At 67.3% G+C, this 15,723-nt stretch carries 9 protein-coding genes; 3 read left to right on the forward strand and 6 right to left on the reverse strand.

Annotation, left to right across the window (positions count from 1 at the left end):
- Nucleotides 1–46 precede the first annotated feature (46 nt).
- The 3 genes from KNJ79_RS19045 to KNJ79_RS19055 all read left to right on the forward strand — a co-directional run bounded on the left by KNJ79_RS19045 (nt 47) and on the right by KNJ79_RS19055 (nt 3,422).
- Nucleotides 47–1,261 (forward strand): FAD-dependent oxidoreductase, encoded by a 1,215-nt coding sequence (locus KNJ79_RS19045; protein ID WP_317152216.1) that lies wholly within the window; start codon nt 47–49, stop codon nt 1,259–1,261.
- Entirely contained in the window at nt 1,258–2,862 is a 1,605-nt protein-coding gene (locus KNJ79_RS19050) for a phytoene desaturase family protein (protein WP_317152217.1), read from the forward strand. The genes KNJ79_RS19045 and KNJ79_RS19050 overlap by 4 nt, the downstream gene beginning before the upstream one ends.
- A gap of 83 nt (nt 2,863–2,945) precedes the next feature.
- Nucleotides 2,946–3,422: a hypothetical protein gene (locus tag KNJ79_RS19055; protein ID WP_317152218.1), complete on the forward strand. Its 477-nt coding sequence runs from the start codon at nt 2,946–2,948 to the stop codon at nt 3,420–3,422.
- A 190-nt stretch (nt 3,423–3,612) separates the two neighbouring features.
- Here the strand turns inward: KNJ79_RS19055 and KNJ79_RS19060 are convergent, their stop codons facing one another.
- The 6 genes from KNJ79_RS19060 to KNJ79_RS19085 all read right to left on the reverse strand — a co-directional run bounded on the left by KNJ79_RS19060 (nt 3,613) and on the right by KNJ79_RS19085 (nt 15,243).
- Complete coding sequence (locus KNJ79_RS19060; RefSeq protein ID WP_317153954.1) at nt 3,613–4,824, reverse strand: amino acid permease; 1,212 nt, start codon at nt 4,822–4,824, stop codon at nt 3,613–3,615.
- A gap of 76 nt (nt 4,825–4,900) precedes the next feature.
- Nucleotides 4,901–7,336 (reverse strand): TonB-dependent receptor, encoded by a 2,436-nt coding sequence (locus KNJ79_RS19065; RefSeq protein ID WP_317152219.1) that lies wholly within the window; start codon nt 7,334–7,336, stop codon nt 4,901–4,903.
- Nucleotides 7,337–7,479: 143 nt separating this feature from the next.
- Entirely contained in the window at nt 7,480–9,297 is a 1,818-nt protein-coding gene (locus tag KNJ79_RS19070) for a tetratricopeptide repeat-containing sulfotransferase family protein (RefSeq protein ID WP_317152220.1), read from the reverse strand.
- A 177-nt stretch (nt 9,298–9,474) separates the two neighbouring features.
- Entirely contained in the window at nt 9,475–11,058 is a 1,584-nt protein-coding gene (locus KNJ79_RS19075; RefSeq protein ID WP_317152221.1) for a DsbA family protein, read from the reverse strand.
- A gap of 57 nt (nt 11,059–11,115) precedes the next feature.
- On the reverse strand, nt 11,116–12,522 hold the full coding sequence (locus KNJ79_RS19080; RefSeq protein ID WP_317152222.1) for a M48 family metalloprotease: 1,407 nt from the start codon (nt 12,520–12,522) through the stop codon (nt 11,116–11,118).
- A 99-nt stretch (nt 12,523–12,621) separates the two neighbouring features.
- A complete protein-coding gene (locus KNJ79_RS19085; RefSeq protein WP_317152223.1) occupies nt 12,622–15,243 on the reverse strand; it encodes an Rne/Rng family ribonuclease in 2,622 nt (873 codons plus the stop codon).
- Between the last annotated feature and the right edge of the window lie 480 nt (nt 15,244–15,723).

The following is a 15,723-nucleotide window of genomic DNA, read 5'->3' on the forward strand; positions in this document are numbered from 1 at the left end:
ACGGGACAGGCCCTCCCCCGGCCCCTCCCGCAAGCGGGAGGGGAGAATGGACGATCTTCCGGTCATCATCGTCGGCGGCGGTCCCGCCGGCATGGTCGCGGGGCTGCTCCTCGCGCGCGCCGGGGTGCGCGTCACGGTGCTCGAAAAGCACAAGGATTTCCTGCGCGATTTCCGCGGCGACACGGTGCATCCCTCGACGCTCGAACTCTTCCACGAGATCGGGCTGCTGGGCGAGCTGCTGAAGCTGCCGCACGCACGCTTCGACACCGCGACGCTCGACCTGCTCGGTGGGCGCTACACGATCGCGACGCTCAAGCATCTGCCCGTCGCCGCGCCCTATATCGCGATGATGCCGCAATGGGACCTGCTCGACTTCATCGCGCGCGAGGGCCGCAAATATCCGACCTTCGACCTGCGCATGTCGACCGAAGCGAGGGCGCCGACCTTCGACAGCGCGGGGCGCGTCGACGGCGTGACGTTGACCAGCGGCGAGGTGCTGCCCGCGCGGCTCGTCATCGCCGCCGACGGGCGCCGTTCGGTGCTGCGCGAGGCGGCCGAGCTGCCGCTCGACGATCTCGGCGCGCCGATGGACGTGCTGTGGTTCCGCATTCCGATGCCCGAAGATGCGCCGAGCGACGTCCCCCTCGGGACGATCGAGGCGCGCGGCATGGTCGTCGCCATCCCGCGCTCGGGCTATTGGCAATGCGCGCGGATCATCGAGAAGGGCGGCTTCCCCGCGATCGAAGCGAAAGGTATCGAGGCGTTCCGCGCCGATGTCGTCGCGCTTGTCCCCGGTCTGGCAGCGGGCATCGACGCGATCGCGAGCTTCGACGACGTCAAGCTGCTCTCGGTCTCGCTCGACCGGCTCACCCGCTGGTCGCGTCCCGGCCTGCTCGCGATCGGTGACGCCGCGCACGCGATGTCGCCCGTCGGCGGCGTCGGGATCAACCTCGCGGTGCAGGATGCGGTCGCCGCGGCGAATATCCTCGCCGCGCCGCTCGCGCGCGGCGAGGATCCCGATCCTTTGCTCCAGCGCGTGCAGGATCGCCGCTGGACCCCGACGGTGCGGATGCAGGCGTTCCAGCGCTTCGCGCATCTGCGCGTCATCGAACCCGTGCTGCGCGGCGAGGTGAACCGCGTGCCGCTCGCGGTCAAGCTGCTCGACCGCTTGCCCGTGCTTCGTCGCATCCCGGGCCGCGTGATCGGCCTCGGCTTCGGCCGCCAGCATGTCGAATCCCCGCTCGCCAAGGAGTTTCAATGACCAAGCCCTATGACGCCGTGATCATCGGCGCCGGCCACAATGGCCTCGTCTGTGCCTTCTATCTCGCGCGCGCCGGGCTGAAGGTGCGCATCGTCGAGGCGCGCGATGTCGTCGGGGGCGCCGCGGTGACCGAGGAATTCGCGCCGGGCTTCAGGAATTCGGTCGCGAGCTACACGGTCAGCCTGCTCCAGCCCAAGGTGATCGCCGACATGAGGCTCGCCGATCACGGCTATCGCGTGATCGAGCGGCCGATCAGCAATTTCCTGCCGCAGGAGGATGGCCGCTATCTGAAGCTCGGCGGCGGGCTCGAACGCACAAGGTCCGAATTCCGCAAGTTCAGCGATCATGATGCCGAGGTGCTTCCGGCCTATTATGATGCGCTGGAAAATGTCGCCGAGCTGCTCCGCGATCTCGCGCTCAAGGTGCCGCCGAACGTCGGTGAGGGGCTGCGCACGCTGATCGACGGCTTGACGCAGGGGCGGCGTTTCGCGGGGCTCAGCCTCGAACAGCAGCGCGACGTGCTCGACCTCTTCACCAAATCGGCGAGTGCGATGCTGGGCAGCTGGTTCGAGAGCGAGGCGGTCAAGGCCGCCTTCGGTTTCGACGCGGTCGTCGGCAACTATGCCTCGCCCGACACGCCGGGCAGCGCCTATGTCCTCCTCCATCACGTCTTCGGCGAGGTGAACGGCAAGAAGGGCGCGTGGGGCCACAGCGTTGGCGGCATGGGCAATATCACGCGGATCATGGCGAAGGTCTGCGAAGCCGCGGGGGTCGAGATCAGCCTCGAAAGCCCGGTGGCAAAGGTGCTCGTCAACGGCGACAAGGCGGTCGGGGTCAAGCTGGTCAGCGGCGAGGAGATCGCTGCCGCGCGTGTCGTCGCCAATGTCGGGCCGAAACTGCTCTATGAGCGGATGATCGACGCCGCCGACCTGCCGGCCGATTTCCGGCGCCGCATCAAGGGGTTCAAGGCGGGCAGCGGCACCTTCCGCATGAACGTCGCGCTGTCGGAACTCCCCAAATTCACCTGCCTTCCCGAACCCGGCGAGCATCACCAGTCGGGGATCATTCTCGCGCCGACGCTCGATTATATGGATCGCGCCTTTCTCGACGCAAAGGCGCACGGCTGGTCGAAGGCGCCGATCGTCGAGATGCTGATCCCCTCGACCGTCGACGACAGCCTCGCGCCCGCGGGCGCCCATGTCGCCAGCCTCTTCTGCCAGCAATTCGCGCCCGAGCTTCCCGACGGACGCGACTGGGACGACGAGGAGGAAGCCGCAGCCGACACGATCATCGACACGGTCGAGCATTACGCGCCAGGCTTCCGCGCGAGCATCATCGCCAGCACGCGCCTGTCACCCAAGGGGCTCGAGCGCAAGTTCGGCCTGATCGGCGGCGACATCATGCATGGCAATATGACGCTCGACCAGCTCTGGGCGGCGCGCCCCGTGCTCGGCAACGGCGGCTATCGCGGACCGGTGAAGGGCCTCTATATGTGCGGCGCGGGCACCCACCCCGGCGGCGGCGTCACCGGCGCGCCGGGGCATAATGCCGCGAGCGTGATCCTGCGCGACCGCGGCCTATTCGCGCCACGCTGGCGCTGAACGCATACCGAAAGGGCTCCATCAAGCGTCCCTCTTGCATTCTCCTTTACATTTTCATATGAGAATGCAAAGGAGAATGAGTCATGAAACTGATGGTTCAGATTGATTGCGTCGAACATGATTTGATCGACTTGTTAGAAGCCGTAAAAACCTTGGCCCATGGCGCGCCACGAGTATTCACACAACAGGAAGTTCCAAAGCTTCCGAGTGCCGAGAAGGAATTTGAGGATCGGGCGTATGCAATCGCGAAGGCGATCAAGCCTCGGCCAAGCCAGCCAATGCGACGGGAGGCTTTGCGGATGGCTTTGTGCAACGGCGACACTTGGTTCGATCAGAAGGGAGAACCTGATCCTGCTATGCGCAATGCAACCGGAGCACTGTCTAAGGCTTTGCGCCCCTTCGCGCCTTGGGAAGAATCGCCGTTGGAAATATTGTGCCGCCGACAGCGAGAAGTAGTTGCGAAGGGTCCTTACAAAGGTAAGTATCAGGGCACGCGATATTTGCCAACCTCACTGGGAAAGCGCGTTCGTGAAATTTTGAATGAATGGGGTGTTATTTGATACTTCTAGAGCAAATTGCGCGAAATCTGAATCATCCGCATCCCCGAGCGAAGACGAGGGGCTCGTTCGAGCAGAGCGAGAACCGCAGCGTCGCAGCCTCGACTTCGCTCGGCAGAGCCCCTCGTCTTCGCTCGGGGAAACGGTGCAGATTTCCGGCACGATGCTCTAGGTTTTATCCAGTCGTCAACCTTTATGTTGTCGACCGCCGAGTCCACCAATAGAGCGGCAGGCCGGCGGCCATCAGGATCAGGCTCATCGCGCTGACGTCGAGCCCCGCGCCCCACAGCGTCCACACGGCATAAATCAGCCCGAGCGCCGCAACCGGCGTCGCGACGCCGAGGCGCAGCGCCGCGCCGGCGCAGGCGAGGTAGAGCCACAAGGTGACCGAGGTCGAGAGGACGAGCATCGCGTTGAACATCTCGCTCGTCGATTGGCTGGCGTTGAGGAGCACGCAGACGGTCGCGATCGCGCTCGACAGAATCAGCGCGTTGGCGGGGGTGCCATGGCGGTTCTCGCGCGCGAACCAGGCGGGGAGCAGACCCTGGCGTGCGAGCGCAGCGGGGAGCTCGGCCTGCACCAGCGTCCAGCCGTTCAGCGTTCCGAGCGCGCTCACCGCGGCAAAGGCGGCGACGAACAGCGCGGGCTCGTGCGACCAATAGCGCTCGACGAACAAGGAGAAGGGTGCGTTCGATTTCGCGACTGCGTCCGCGGGCAGCATCAGGATGATCGCCGAGCAGACGATCAGATAGAGGAGGCCGGTCGCGAGCGTCCCGATCATCGTCGCGCGCGGGATGGTGATCGCCGGCCGATCGACCTTGTCGGCGGCAACGCTCGCCGATTCGAAGCCGAGCAGCGCCCAGAGGGTGAAGATCGCCGAGGCGCTCACCGTGGTCCACGACAGGCCCTCGGCGGGAAAAGGGGTGAGCGCGACCGGCCGGTCGCCCGCGAAGGCGATCGGGATCAGCGCGATCACGACCGCGAGCGGCACCAGCTTCACCGCCAAAGTGACGATCTGGAAGCGTCCTGCCGCGCGCGCGCCGCGCCAGTTGATCGCGGTGACGATCCAGATCAGCGCGATCGTCGTGATCGCCATATGGTCTGCGAGTTCGGGCACGAAGACCGACAGGAAACTGACCGCGGCGACCGCGAGCGTGACATTGGCGGTCCACACCGAAATCCAATAGGCCCAGCCGATCATGAAGCTCGGCACGCGGCCGAAGGCGCGCTCGACGAAGCCCGTCGGTCCGCCGGCCTCGGGAAAAGCGACGGTCAGCCGCGCGAGCACCGCCGCGAGCGCGAGCGCGCCGGCGATCGTCAGCGCCCAGCCCGCGACCGCATTCCAGCCGAAGGGCGCAAGGCTCGCGGGGAGCAGGAACACCCCCGACCCGATCATATTGCCCATGACCAGCGCGACGCACATCGCGAGGCCGAGTTTCCGGCCCGGCCCCGCGCTGTCCGTCACGGCATCATGTCTATCCTCAGAAATCCTTGCTGACCTTCAACCCTATCAGGCGCGGGCGGATGACATTGTCATAGAAGACGCCGCCGGTCGAACTGATCCCGTCGGGGTCGCCGCAGATCGATTCGCCGCACTGCACCGCGCTGTTCACGACGCCGCGGCTGTCGAACAGGTTGGTCGCGAACAGCTCGGCGCTCCAGTCGTCGCCCTTGACCCCGACGCTGATGTCGGCAGTCGTATAGGCGTCGAAATCGCCGACGATCGCATTTTCATAGGTGCGCAGATCCGACCGGCGCTTGCCGATATAGTTGACCGCGAACTGGATATGGCCGTCGAAGCCGCTGACCGGGAAATCGTAGCGCGCGACGGCATTGCCCTTGAACTTCGCGGTGACGGGCAGCTGCGTGCCGGCAGGCGCGAGCGTTTCATTCTCCTCGTTCGAAGCGTCGATCGCGCCGCTGCCGTCGAGGTCGGCGTCGATCGTGCAGTCGAATTCGGGGTTGGCGATCTTGCAGAAATCCTTGCGGATTTCGGCGTCGTTATAGCTGCCGCCGAGGCTCAGGCTGAAGCCGCCCTGGCGGAAGCTCAGATCGGCCTCGATGCCGCGGATGCGCGCGATGCCCGCGTTGCGGATCTCGGTCAGACCGTTGGCGCCGAGGAAGGAGAGCTGGATATTGTTCCAGTCCTCCTGATAGATGGCGCCGTTGAACCGCACCGGGCCGAAGCTCGTCTTCCACCCGATTTCGTAATTGTCGAGCGTATCGGGGCCATAGGGCGGCAAGGTGCCGCGGCGGTTGATGCCGCCCGGACGGAAGCCGCGCGAGAAGGTGCCGTAAACGAGGACGTCGTCGTTCACCTTGTAGGTCAGGTTGACTTTCGGGATGAAGTCGGTGTCGCTCGTGCTCTTGTCGAGGTTGGTGCAGGGCGATCCCGACACCTCCGGGCCCGCGAAGCATGCCGCCTCGCCGGTGCGGCTCGAATAGCCCGCCGAATAGCCGAAGAAGCCGACGAGGCTGTTGTCGAACTTGTAGAGCCGCCCGCCGCCGGTGATCGTCAGCCTGTCGGTGATGTCGAAGCTCAGCTCGCCGAACGCGGCATAGTCGCGGTCGATGCGCAGCTGCTTGGTCAGCCAGATGTCGCTGTCGGTGCCGGTGACGGTGATCGCGTCGGCGATATCGTCGATGATATAATGCTGCTCGATATTGTGCGACTGGCGCTGCCAGAAGACGCCGCCGATAAAGCGCACCCGCGCGTCGGCGGGCGAGGCGATGCGCGCCTCGAAGAAGCTCTTCTTATAGCGGTCGATGCCGTGGATATATTGATTGGGGCTGACGAGGTCGCCGTTGTTGTCATAGAAATAGACGCCATAGCCATAGAGGGCGTCGTAGAAATAGGCATAGTCCGAATAGTCGCTGTCGACCACGGTCTTGCGGCGCAGGTGCCCGCCGGTGACGGTGAGGTCCCAATTGCCGAGCTTGCCCTCGATGGTCAGCGCAGCCTGGATCCACTTATCCTCGCTTCGTTCGGGATTATATTGAACCGTCTGCAGATCCCTGGTCACCGCAGTGCTGCGTTCCTGCGCAAAGCTGCCATCCGCATTCTGGATCTGTCCCATCACCGTCGGGCGCAAGGTCCAGTCGTCGTCGAGGTCGATGCCGAGTGCAAGGCGCGCGCCATAGGTATCGACGTCGTTGTAGTCGTCTTTGACATAGGCCGCATTGTCCTGCGTCGCGGCCGCCGTGCCCTGCTCGGCTTCGAGCGAGGGATAGACGCGGCTCCCCGCGATATTGTCGATATAGCCACCATCGTGGCGATACCAGCCGACGAGGCGGAGCGCCGCGCTGTCGCTGATTTTCGCGTTGATGAAGCCTTCGGCGACGCCGCCGATGTCGCCGTGCGCGACGCTGTTGAGTTCGAGTCCCGCCGAGCCATAGGTGCCGCTCGTATCGGGCTTGTTCGTCACGAGCTTGATCGTGCCCGCCATCGAGCTGGCGCCATAGAGCGTGCCCTGCGGCCCCGCGAGCGCCTCGACGCGCGCGAGGTCATAGGCGTGGATGTCGAGCGCGCCCTGGATCGTCGTGATCGGCATTTCGTCGAGATAGGTGCCGACCGTCGGCAGCGACGCCGAATGGTTGGCATTCTCGCCCGACGCGACGCCGCGGAAATAGACCTGACTGAAACCGGGGCCGAGCGTCTGGATCGTCACCGACGGCAGGAATTTGACGACATCCTGGAATTCCTTGACCTGCAGCTCGTTCAGCTTCTCGGTGCCCAGCGCGGTGATCGCCATCGGCACGTCCTGCAGATTCTGTTCGCGCTTCGACGCGGTGACGACGATGTCGTCGTCATTGTTGCTGTTCGCCTGCTGCGCGAACGCCGCGCCCGTCGAACAGAGCATCGTGCTCGCCAACAGAACCGCGCCGCTCTTTGCTACCAACGCCCTGACACTATGCATGAGACCCCCCTTCGCATGACAGCTATGTGACGCCAGCATGACGCGGCGCGGCGCAAGCGCAAGCGCCTTCGCCTATGCGTCCCCGCCGCTGGTCGAAAATGTCGGAAGCTGTTGCCGAAAGGCAACGAATGGACACGCGGGGGTCAGTCGAAGCGCGGGGGCACCGCCGGATAGGCGTCGAGCACCGGGCCGAGCGCGTCGCGAAGCGGGCCGAGCCACGCGTCATAGGCGCGCCATTGGCCGACGCCGTCGCGGTTGATCGGGCGGCGCACCTGTTCGCTCGACGCGGTGCGCACCGCGCGGGCATTGGCGTGGAACGACAGGCACGCCGCTTCGAACGGCTGGCCGAGAAAGGCGAGCAGCGCGCGCACCTCGCGTTCGGGGTCGGCGAGCAGCGCTTCGTGGATCACGCGATGCACCGTGCCCGGCTGCACCGCATCGACATGCGCCATCAGCCGCACATAGTCGCGATAATAGGCGCCCATGTCGGCAAGGCCATAGCTGAACGCCTGCCCCTTCGCATAATGCTGGCGAAAGTTCGACCAGCAGCAATCGAGCGGGTGGCGCCGCGCGTCGATGATCCTCGCATTCGGCAGGATCAGGCGGATCAGCGGCACATAAAGCCAGTTGTTCGGCAGCTTGTCGATATAGAAGGGCTTGCCGCTCTTGCGCTGCACCGCGGTGCGCCGCAGGAAGGCGGCACCCATTTCGGCGAGCTTTTCGGGCGCGGCTTCGGCGAGCGCCGCTATCCAGTGCCGCCCGTCGCCCTTCACCTCGCGGCCGAGGCCGAGCGCGAGTGCGGGAATGTCGGGCAGCTCCATCGTCCCCTCGATCACCGAATGGCAGCTGAGAATCTGTTCGATCAGCGTCGACCCGGCGCGCGGCATGCCGAGGATGAAGATCGGGTCGGGCGCGGGATCGCCCGCGCCTGCGCGCGCAGCAAAGAATGCGGGGGTGAAGGTCGCAATCGCGGCATCGACGATCGCGCGCGTCTCGGCCGCGTCATAGCCGAGCTGGCCCGCGCGGATCGCATTGCCCGCGGCATAGTGGCGAAAGGCGGCCTCTGCCTCGCCCGCGTCGCCATAGGCCTTGCCGAGCGCGAAATGCAGGTGCAGCCGGTCATCGGCACGCGCGTCGCTTTCGGGCTCGGCGGCGGCGAGCGCTTCCTCCATCGCGGCGCGATCGGCGGCGTCGAAGCGGATCGTCTTCAAATTCGCGAGGCTCCACCACAGCTCGCCGAGCCCCGGGTCGGCGGCGAGCGCGTGGCGATAGGCAGCGATGCTGTCGTCCTGCCGCCCGACGGTCTTGAGCATATGGCCATAGCTCATCCACAGCTTGGCGTGGGCGGGGAAGCGCCGCGTCAGCGCTTCATAGAGGGTGATCGCCTCCTCATAGCCGCCGATCCGGCCGAGCGCGGCGGCCTTCAGATTCGCGTGCGCCGGATTGTCGGGGTCGCCCTCGAGCACCGCGTTCAGCGTCTCGACCGCGTCGGCATAGCGGTTCTGCTTGTAAAAAACGGTGGCGAGATTGGCGCGCGCCGCGCCGAACCCCGGCGCGAGTTCGAGCGCGCGGGAGAGCAGCTTTTCGGCGTCGCCATAGCGCCCGATCCGCCCCGCCACCTCGGCGAGCATCCGGATCGCCGCGACGTCGGTCGCATCGGCCTTGAGCCGCGCGCGCAGCGCCGCCTCGGCGTCGGGCAGGCGGTTCTCGGCGAGCGCGAGCGCCGCGTCGATCATCGCGGGATCGTGGATCGCCGCGCTCACCGCGGCAAGCGACGCCGCCTGCGCCTCGCCCTCGCGCCCGAGCGCGCGCAGCGCCTGCGCGGCGATGCGGTGCGCTTCGGCCGATGTCGGCGCGGCGTCGATGATCGCGCGCGCCTGCGCGAGCGCCGGACCCGGCTGGTCGCGCAGCAGCCGGCGGGCGTTGGCGAGCGCGTCGTCGAGGGTGACGGTCGCCGTCATCCGGCAAATACCGAGGCCTTCGATGCCCCTCTCCGTTCGTCCTGAGGAGGGGCTGAGCTTGCCGAAGACCCGTCTCGAAGGGTCATAACGCCGCGTCCTTGCCCTTCGAGACGCCATTTCGACAAGCTCAGCCCCTCCTCAGGACGAACGGAGAGAATGGGCTCCATCGACTTTGCCTCACGCCTTCGACCGCGCCCTGGCGACCGCCTGCTTCAGCGTGTCATAGCCGACCTGGCCCTGCAGCAGCTGGTCGCCGATCACCCAGGTCGGGGTTGCGTTGAGCTGGAGCTGGCTCGCGATGGCGAGATTATTGTCGAGCTCGCGCTGGAACAGCGCCTCGTTCGCGGTCGCGTCGGCGCTGCCGTCGGTGACGACGCCCGCCTTGGCCGCCGCTGCCGAGATCGCCGCGGGCGACAACGACGAGGCAGCGAACATTGCATGGTGGAAGGCGTCATATTTGCCCTGCCGCGCCGCGGCGAGCGCCATGATCGCGGCGTCGCGGCTCTGCGGCGCGATGATCGGCAGCTCGCGGAACACGACTTTCAGGCGCTTGTCCTCGCGGATCAGCCGGTCGACGTCGGGCACGCTCGCGCGGCAAAAGCCGCACGCATAGTCGGTGAAGACGACCATCGTGACGTCGCCGTCGGCATTGCCCGCCCACGCGCCGGCATAGGGCTTTTCGAGCGCCGGGCGGATCGCGTCGATCGCCTTCGCCATCTCGCGATTCCGCTGCGCTTCCAGCGCTTCGGGAATGATCTGCGGGTTCGCGCGGATATAGTCGGCGACGACGGTTTCGACCTCGCTCCTGCTCAGCCCGCCGCCGAAGCGGCCGCCGAGCCAGAAGGCGGCACCGAGCAGCGCCGCGCCGGCGATCCCGATCAGCCACGGGCGGCTCGCGCCATTCATTTCCATTGCGGGCCTTTCGCTTCGCTGCGCGGTGGGTGCGGCGGTCATCGCCTTTGCGCGCGGCGGCGCGGGCTTCGCCGCAGGCGCCGGGTGCGGCGTGCGGTCGTCTTCCTCGGCGATCGTCGTCCGGGGTTCCGCCTCGGCCATCGCGGGCGTTTCGGCGAACAGCGGCAGGTCGGGCGCGGGCTTCGCCCGGCGCGCCTCGGCCTCTTCGCGCGCGAGCAGCTGCTCGAGACCCGAGGGCGGCGGCGCGGGCTCCTCGCCCGGCGCGGGGCGCAGCTTGATCGCCGCTTCGCCGAGGCTGTCCTTGCCGGCCTTCGCAGCCTGGCCGATGCCGGCCTTTGCCTTGCCTGCGACCTCGCCGATCCCGCGTCCTGCCTCGCTCGACAGCTTTCGGGCCTTGTCGCCGAGCGCCAGCTTGTCCCATGCCTGCGCGCTCGCCGCGGCGGCAGCGCGGCCCGCCTTCGCCGATCCGCGTCCGGCGGCGCGCGCACCGCCTGCTATCGCCCGCGCGGCCGCGGCACTTGCTTCGCGCGTGCGGCGCGGGATTTCCATCGCCTCGACGCGCGCCGGAATATCGGCGCGTTCGCCGACGCGAATCGTCCAGCCGGCGAAGGCGGCGGCGCCGCGGCGCGTCGCCGCCCAGACGCGCCCCGCGCCCGCGCGCAGCTTCGCCGGCTCGACGAGCGGCGCGCGGGGCGGCTTGTTCTCGGCGGGATAGCGCGACAGGTCGATGCCGATTGGCGGCGTATCCTTCGGTTTGGCGAGCCCTTCTTCGCTGCGCGGGGCAGCACCCGGTGCGGGCGCCGGATCGCGCAGCCAGGGCTGGTAATATTCGTCTTTCTTGTCGGTCACTTGTCGCCCTTGTGCATCACGGGATCGCGATGCATTCCCCGCCGGTCGCGCATGAATCTAGCGTCGTTTACGCTCGCGTTCCACCTCGGCGCGCGCAACCATCGAAATATCCTGTGCCCGGATCCAGTCGGGACTGCCCTGGGGGAGGCCCTGCATCGCGACCTCGGCATTACGCAGCGCGAGTCCCGCCTGTCCACCCTCGAGGCTATAGCGTTCGGCCGAAGCGAGCGCCGCCCGCGCCTGATCGCCCCGCGCGGCATAGACGATGCCGAGCTGATACCAGGCGAAGGGATTTTCATTGTCGAGCGCAACCGCGGTTTTCAGCACCTTTTCGGCCTCGGCATAGTTGGCGGGGTCCTCGGTCGCGATCAACGCATGGCCGAGCGTCGCGGCGATCAGCGGCGCCGAGCGCGAATTGGCGACCGCTTCGCGCAGCGGCGGGATCGCCTCTTCGGGCTTTCCCGATTCGAGCAGCACCTGCCCCTCGAGCTCGAGGAAATAGGGGTCTTCGGGATCGCGCTTGAGCAGCGCATCGACTTCGCCCAAGGCCTTTTGCGGATAGGCGCTTTTGTGCCAGGCATAGGCGCGCGCATAATGCGCCGGGATGCTGTCGTCGCTTTCGGGATAGTCGCGCAGCGTCTTTTCGGGCTCGGCGATATAGCCGACGAGCTTCGCCTTGACGCGCTGGAAGCGCTTTTCGAGATCGGGGTCGCTCGGCTTGTCCCACGCCGCATCGGCGACATAGCCGTCGCGCAGCGCCTGAATGCGGTCGCCCGACAGCGGGTGGGTGCGGCTGTAGGTCGCGTCGTCGTCCTGACTCACCGCATAGCGGAATTCGAGATTCTGCAGCTTCTTGAAAAAGGCCAGGCTTCCGCGTCCGCTGATTCCCGCCTTCGACAGATATTGCGCGCCTGCGGCGTCGGCGGTCGCTTCCTGCGTGCGCGTAAAAGCCAGGAATTTGCCGAGCGCGGCCTGCTGCCCCGCCATCATCACGCCCATCCCCGCCTCGCCGCCGCCCGCGGCCATCGCGGCGGCGCCGAGCAGCAGGCTGAGCAGCGAAATCCCCGTCGCCGCCTTCGCGCCTTCGCCGACGCGGATCGCGTGGCCGCCCATGATATGGCCGAGTTCGTGCGCGAGGACGCCCTGCACCTCGTTCGCGCTGTCGGCGGCCTCGATCAGCCCGCTGTGGACGTAAATATCCTGACTGCCCGCGACGAAGGCGTTGATGCTGCGGTCGCTGAGCAGATGGACGCGCACCTGCCCCGGACGCAGCCCGGCGGCGACCGTGATCGGGTCCATCATGTCCTGCAGCAGCGCTTCGGTCTCGGCGTCGCGCAGCAGCGACTGGGCGAGCACGGGGCGCGCCGCGACCGCGAGCAGGAGGATGAGCGTGAGCAGGAGCCGCGCGAGCGGGCGCAAGGCGTCCGCCCCTTGCAGGAAGCGCGGCTGAGGGGTGCGGGTCATCGGCGCCGGTCTTGCACCCCGCGCCTGAACCGCGACTGAAGCCAAAGGGCGTCGGTCGCGGTCGGGCGCGGGAGGGCAAGCATCCCGGTCATCGCGGCATCAATTGCCGAAGGTGCGCTGCCACCAGCCGCGGCGCGGTTCACCCGTCTCGTCGACAGCGGCTTCGTCGGTCGGCGCCGCGTCGGCCGGAGCCTCTGCGGTCGGCGATGACTCGGCGGCGACGGGTTCGGCCTTGCGGCGACGGCTGCGCGCCGGCGCCTTGGCGGGCTTGGCTTCGGGCTCGGGTTCGGCTTCGACCGCTTCGGCAGCGGGGCCCTCGGCCGCGACAGCCTTCTTGCGGTTTGCGCGCTTCTTCGGTGCGGGCTTCGCCTCAGGCTCGGCATCATTCGCCGCGACCGCTTCGACGGGAGCGTCCGCCGCTTCGGCCCCGGCCGTTTCGGCGGCCGCCTTGGTCTTGCGCGGCGCGCGCTTGCGCTTCGGCTTTTCCTCGGCTGCGGGTTCGGCCTCGACGGCTGCCGCCTCGGCGACGGCTTCGGCGGGCGCTTCCGGCGCTGCCTCGGCCTCGGCCTCGTCGCTCTTCTTGCGGCGTCCGCCGCGGCGGCGCTTCGGCTTTTCCTCCGCCGGCGCTTCGGCTTCGGTCTCTACGGTCGCCGGAGCCTCCTCGGCCGCCTCTTCGCTCTCGCCGGAGCTGTCTGCATCGGCCGCTTCGCCGGCTTCGCTGCCGTCCTCGTCGCGTCGGCCGCGGCGGCCGCGGCGGCGGCGGCGGCGGCGCTTGCGGCCCCCGCCCTCGCCATCGTCGCTTTCGTCGCGCACCGGACGCTCGGCCTCTTCGTCTTCGTCCGTCTCCTCTTCGACGGTCTCGTCCTCGTCGTCCTCGATCAGCTCGATCGGGGCGAAGCTGCGGCGCTGGGCCGGGGGCGGGCCGCCGACCTCGATTGCCATGCGCGCACCCTCGGTCTCGCCGTCGGGCAGGATTTCGACCGAAACGCCGTAGAGCTCCTCGATCTCGCGCAGCTCGCGGCGCTTTTCGTTGAGCAGGTAGAAGGTCGCTTCCTGGCTCGCGCGCAGGATGATCTTGCTGCCCTTGCCGCGCGCTGCTTCCTCTTCGATCAGGCGCAGCGCGCTGAGGCCCGCCGACGAAGCGGTACGCACCAGCCCGGTGCCCTCGCAATGCGGGCAGGGGCGCGTCGAGGCTTCGAGCACGCCGGTGCGCAGGCGCTGGCGGCTCATCTCCATCAGGCCAAAGCCCGAGATGCGGCCGATCTGGATGCGCGCGCGGTCGTTCTTCAGCGCCTCCTTCATCGCGCGCTCGACCTTGCGGACGTTCGAGCCGTGATCCATGTCGATGAAGTCGATCACGATCAGCCCGGCCATGTCGCGCAGGCGCAGCTGGCGCGCGATCTCGTGCGCGGCTTCGAGATTGGTGCTGAGCGCGGTCTGTTCGATATTATGCTCGCGCGTCGAGCGGCCCGAGTTGATGTCGATCGACACCAAAGCCTCGGTGGGGTTGATCACCAGATAGCCGCCCGATTTCAACTGCACGACGGGATTGAGCATCCCCGCGAGCTGATCCTCGACGCCGTAGCGCTGATAGAGCGAGACGGGGTCGGCATATTGCTTCACGCGCCGCGCGTGGCTCGGCATCAGCAGCTTCATGAACTGCTTCGCCGCCTTGTAGCCGTCCTCGCCCTCGACGAGCACTTCCTCGATGTCGCGGTGATAGATGTCGCGGATCGCGCGCTTGACGAGGTCGCTGTCCGAATGGATCAGCGCCGGTGCGCTCGACCCCAGCGTCTTTTCGCGAATCTCGTCCCACAGGCGGGCGAGATAGTCGAAGTCGCGCTTGATCTCGGTCTTCGTGCGGCTCATCCCCGCGGTGCGGACGATGCAGCCCATCGTCGGCGGCAGGTTCAAATCGTCGATGATCGCCTTCAGCTTGCGGCGGTCGGCGCCGTTCGAAATCTTGCGGCTGATCCCGCCGCCATGCATCGTGTTCGGCATCAGCACGCAATAACGGCCGGCGAGGCTGAGATAGGTCGTCAGCGCCGCGCCCTTGTTGCCGCGCTCTTCCTTGACGACCTGGACCAGCATCACCTGGCGGCGGCGGATGACGTCCTGAATCTTGTAGCGCCGGCGCAGCGACATGCGGCTTTCGCCATTGTCGTCGTCGCGGCGGGCGCGCCCGCGGCCCTTGCGGCCCCGGCCGCGCCCGCGTCCGCGGCGCCCGCCACGGTCGTCCTTCGCCTCTTCGGCGTCATCCTTTTCGGTCTCGCCGGCTTCGGCGTCTTCGCGCTCGTCCTCGGCGTCGCTTTCCTCGCCGACCGTCACCGGCGTCGGGGCGTCGCCATTCTCGTCCTCATGGCCCTCGACCTCGGCGACGTCGCCTTCGAGCTCGTCGAGATCCTCCTCGGCGCGCATCGCCGCCTCGGCGGCATGCTCGGCCTCTTCGCGGAGCAGCGCTTCGCGGTCTTCCTTCGGGATCTGGTAATAGTCGGGGTGGATTTCGCTGAAGGCCAGGAAGCCGTGACGGTTGCCGCCATATTCGACGAACGCCGCCTGCAGCGACGGTTCGACGCGGGTGACCTTGGCCAGATAGATATTGCCCTTGAGCTGCTTGTGCTCGGCGGACTCGAAGTCAAACTCCTCGATGCGGTTTCCCTTGGTGACGGCGACCCGGGTTTCTTCCCGGTGCCGCGCGTCGATCAACATACGCGTGGTCATTATTATCACTCCAGGCGCGCCGCGGCGCGCCAAACAAAAAGGCCGCAGGCGCCCGGGACGGACGGATGCGGTCGAAAGGGTTCAAAGAAAAAAAGACGTTATTGCCGCGCGCGGCCCGCGTCCGGTCGTGGACGCACATGCGGTCTTCGGCTCCACGGCCCGCGGGTGCGAAGGCACCCGGACCGGGATAAGAAGAAGGCATGGCAAGCCTCATGCGGCATCAACCTGTTTGGGGCGACCGGAGGGCGGGCGATCGCGACCGATCCGCCGCCCGGTCATCCGGGTGGACTGGCGGCCTGTCCCGCCTTCGGTCCGGCACCGGGGGCCGCGATCCCGCGATTTCATCGGGTTCGGGCCAGTCCCTCGAAAGGCCGGACGGCAGGGTGGAACGCCGTCAGTGGTCGCGGTGCTAGCATCGGCAGCGACCGACGGCAACCTTCACCGCTGCAATTGGGTCGGATGGCGCGCCACTGTTGCACG

This window comes from Sphingopyxis indica, assembly GCF_032879645.1.
GTDB classification, from domain to species: Bacteria; Pseudomonadota; Alphaproteobacteria; order Sphingomonadales; family Sphingomonadaceae; genus Sphingopyxis; species Sphingopyxis indica.

Bases quoted from the DNA above. Each gene is read 5' to 3' on its own strand.
- KNJ79_RS19080 (WP_317152222.1), bottom strand. From the start codon at position 12,522: ATGACCCGCACCCCTCAGCCGCGCTTCCTGCAAGGGGCGGACGCCTTG.
- KNJ79_RS19055 (WP_317152218.1), top strand. From the start codon at position 2,946: ATGAAACTGATGGTTCAGATTGATTGCGTCGAACATGATTTGATCGAC.
- KNJ79_RS19045 (WP_317152216.1), top strand. From the start codon at position 47: ATGGACGATCTTCCGGTCATCATCGTCGGCGGCGGTCCCGCCGGCATG.
- KNJ79_RS19050 (WP_317152217.1), top strand. From the start codon at position 1,258: ATGACCAAGCCCTATGACGCCGTGATCATCGGCGCCGGCCACAATGGC.
- KNJ79_RS19070 (WP_317152220.1), bottom strand. From the start codon at position 9,297: ATGACGGCGACCGTCACCCTCGACGACGCGCTCGCCAACGCCCGCCGG.
- KNJ79_RS19060 (WP_317153954.1), bottom strand. From the start codon at position 4,824: ATGGGCAATATGATCGGGTCGGGGGTGTTCCTGCTCCCCGCGAGCCTT.
- KNJ79_RS19065 (WP_317152219.1), bottom strand. From the start codon at position 7,336: ATGCATAGTGTCAGGGCGTTGGTAGCAAAGAGCGGCGCGGTTCTGTTG.
- KNJ79_RS19085 (WP_317152223.1), bottom strand. From the start codon at position 15,243: ATGACCACGCGTATGTTGATCGACGCGCGGCACCGGGAAGAAACCCGG.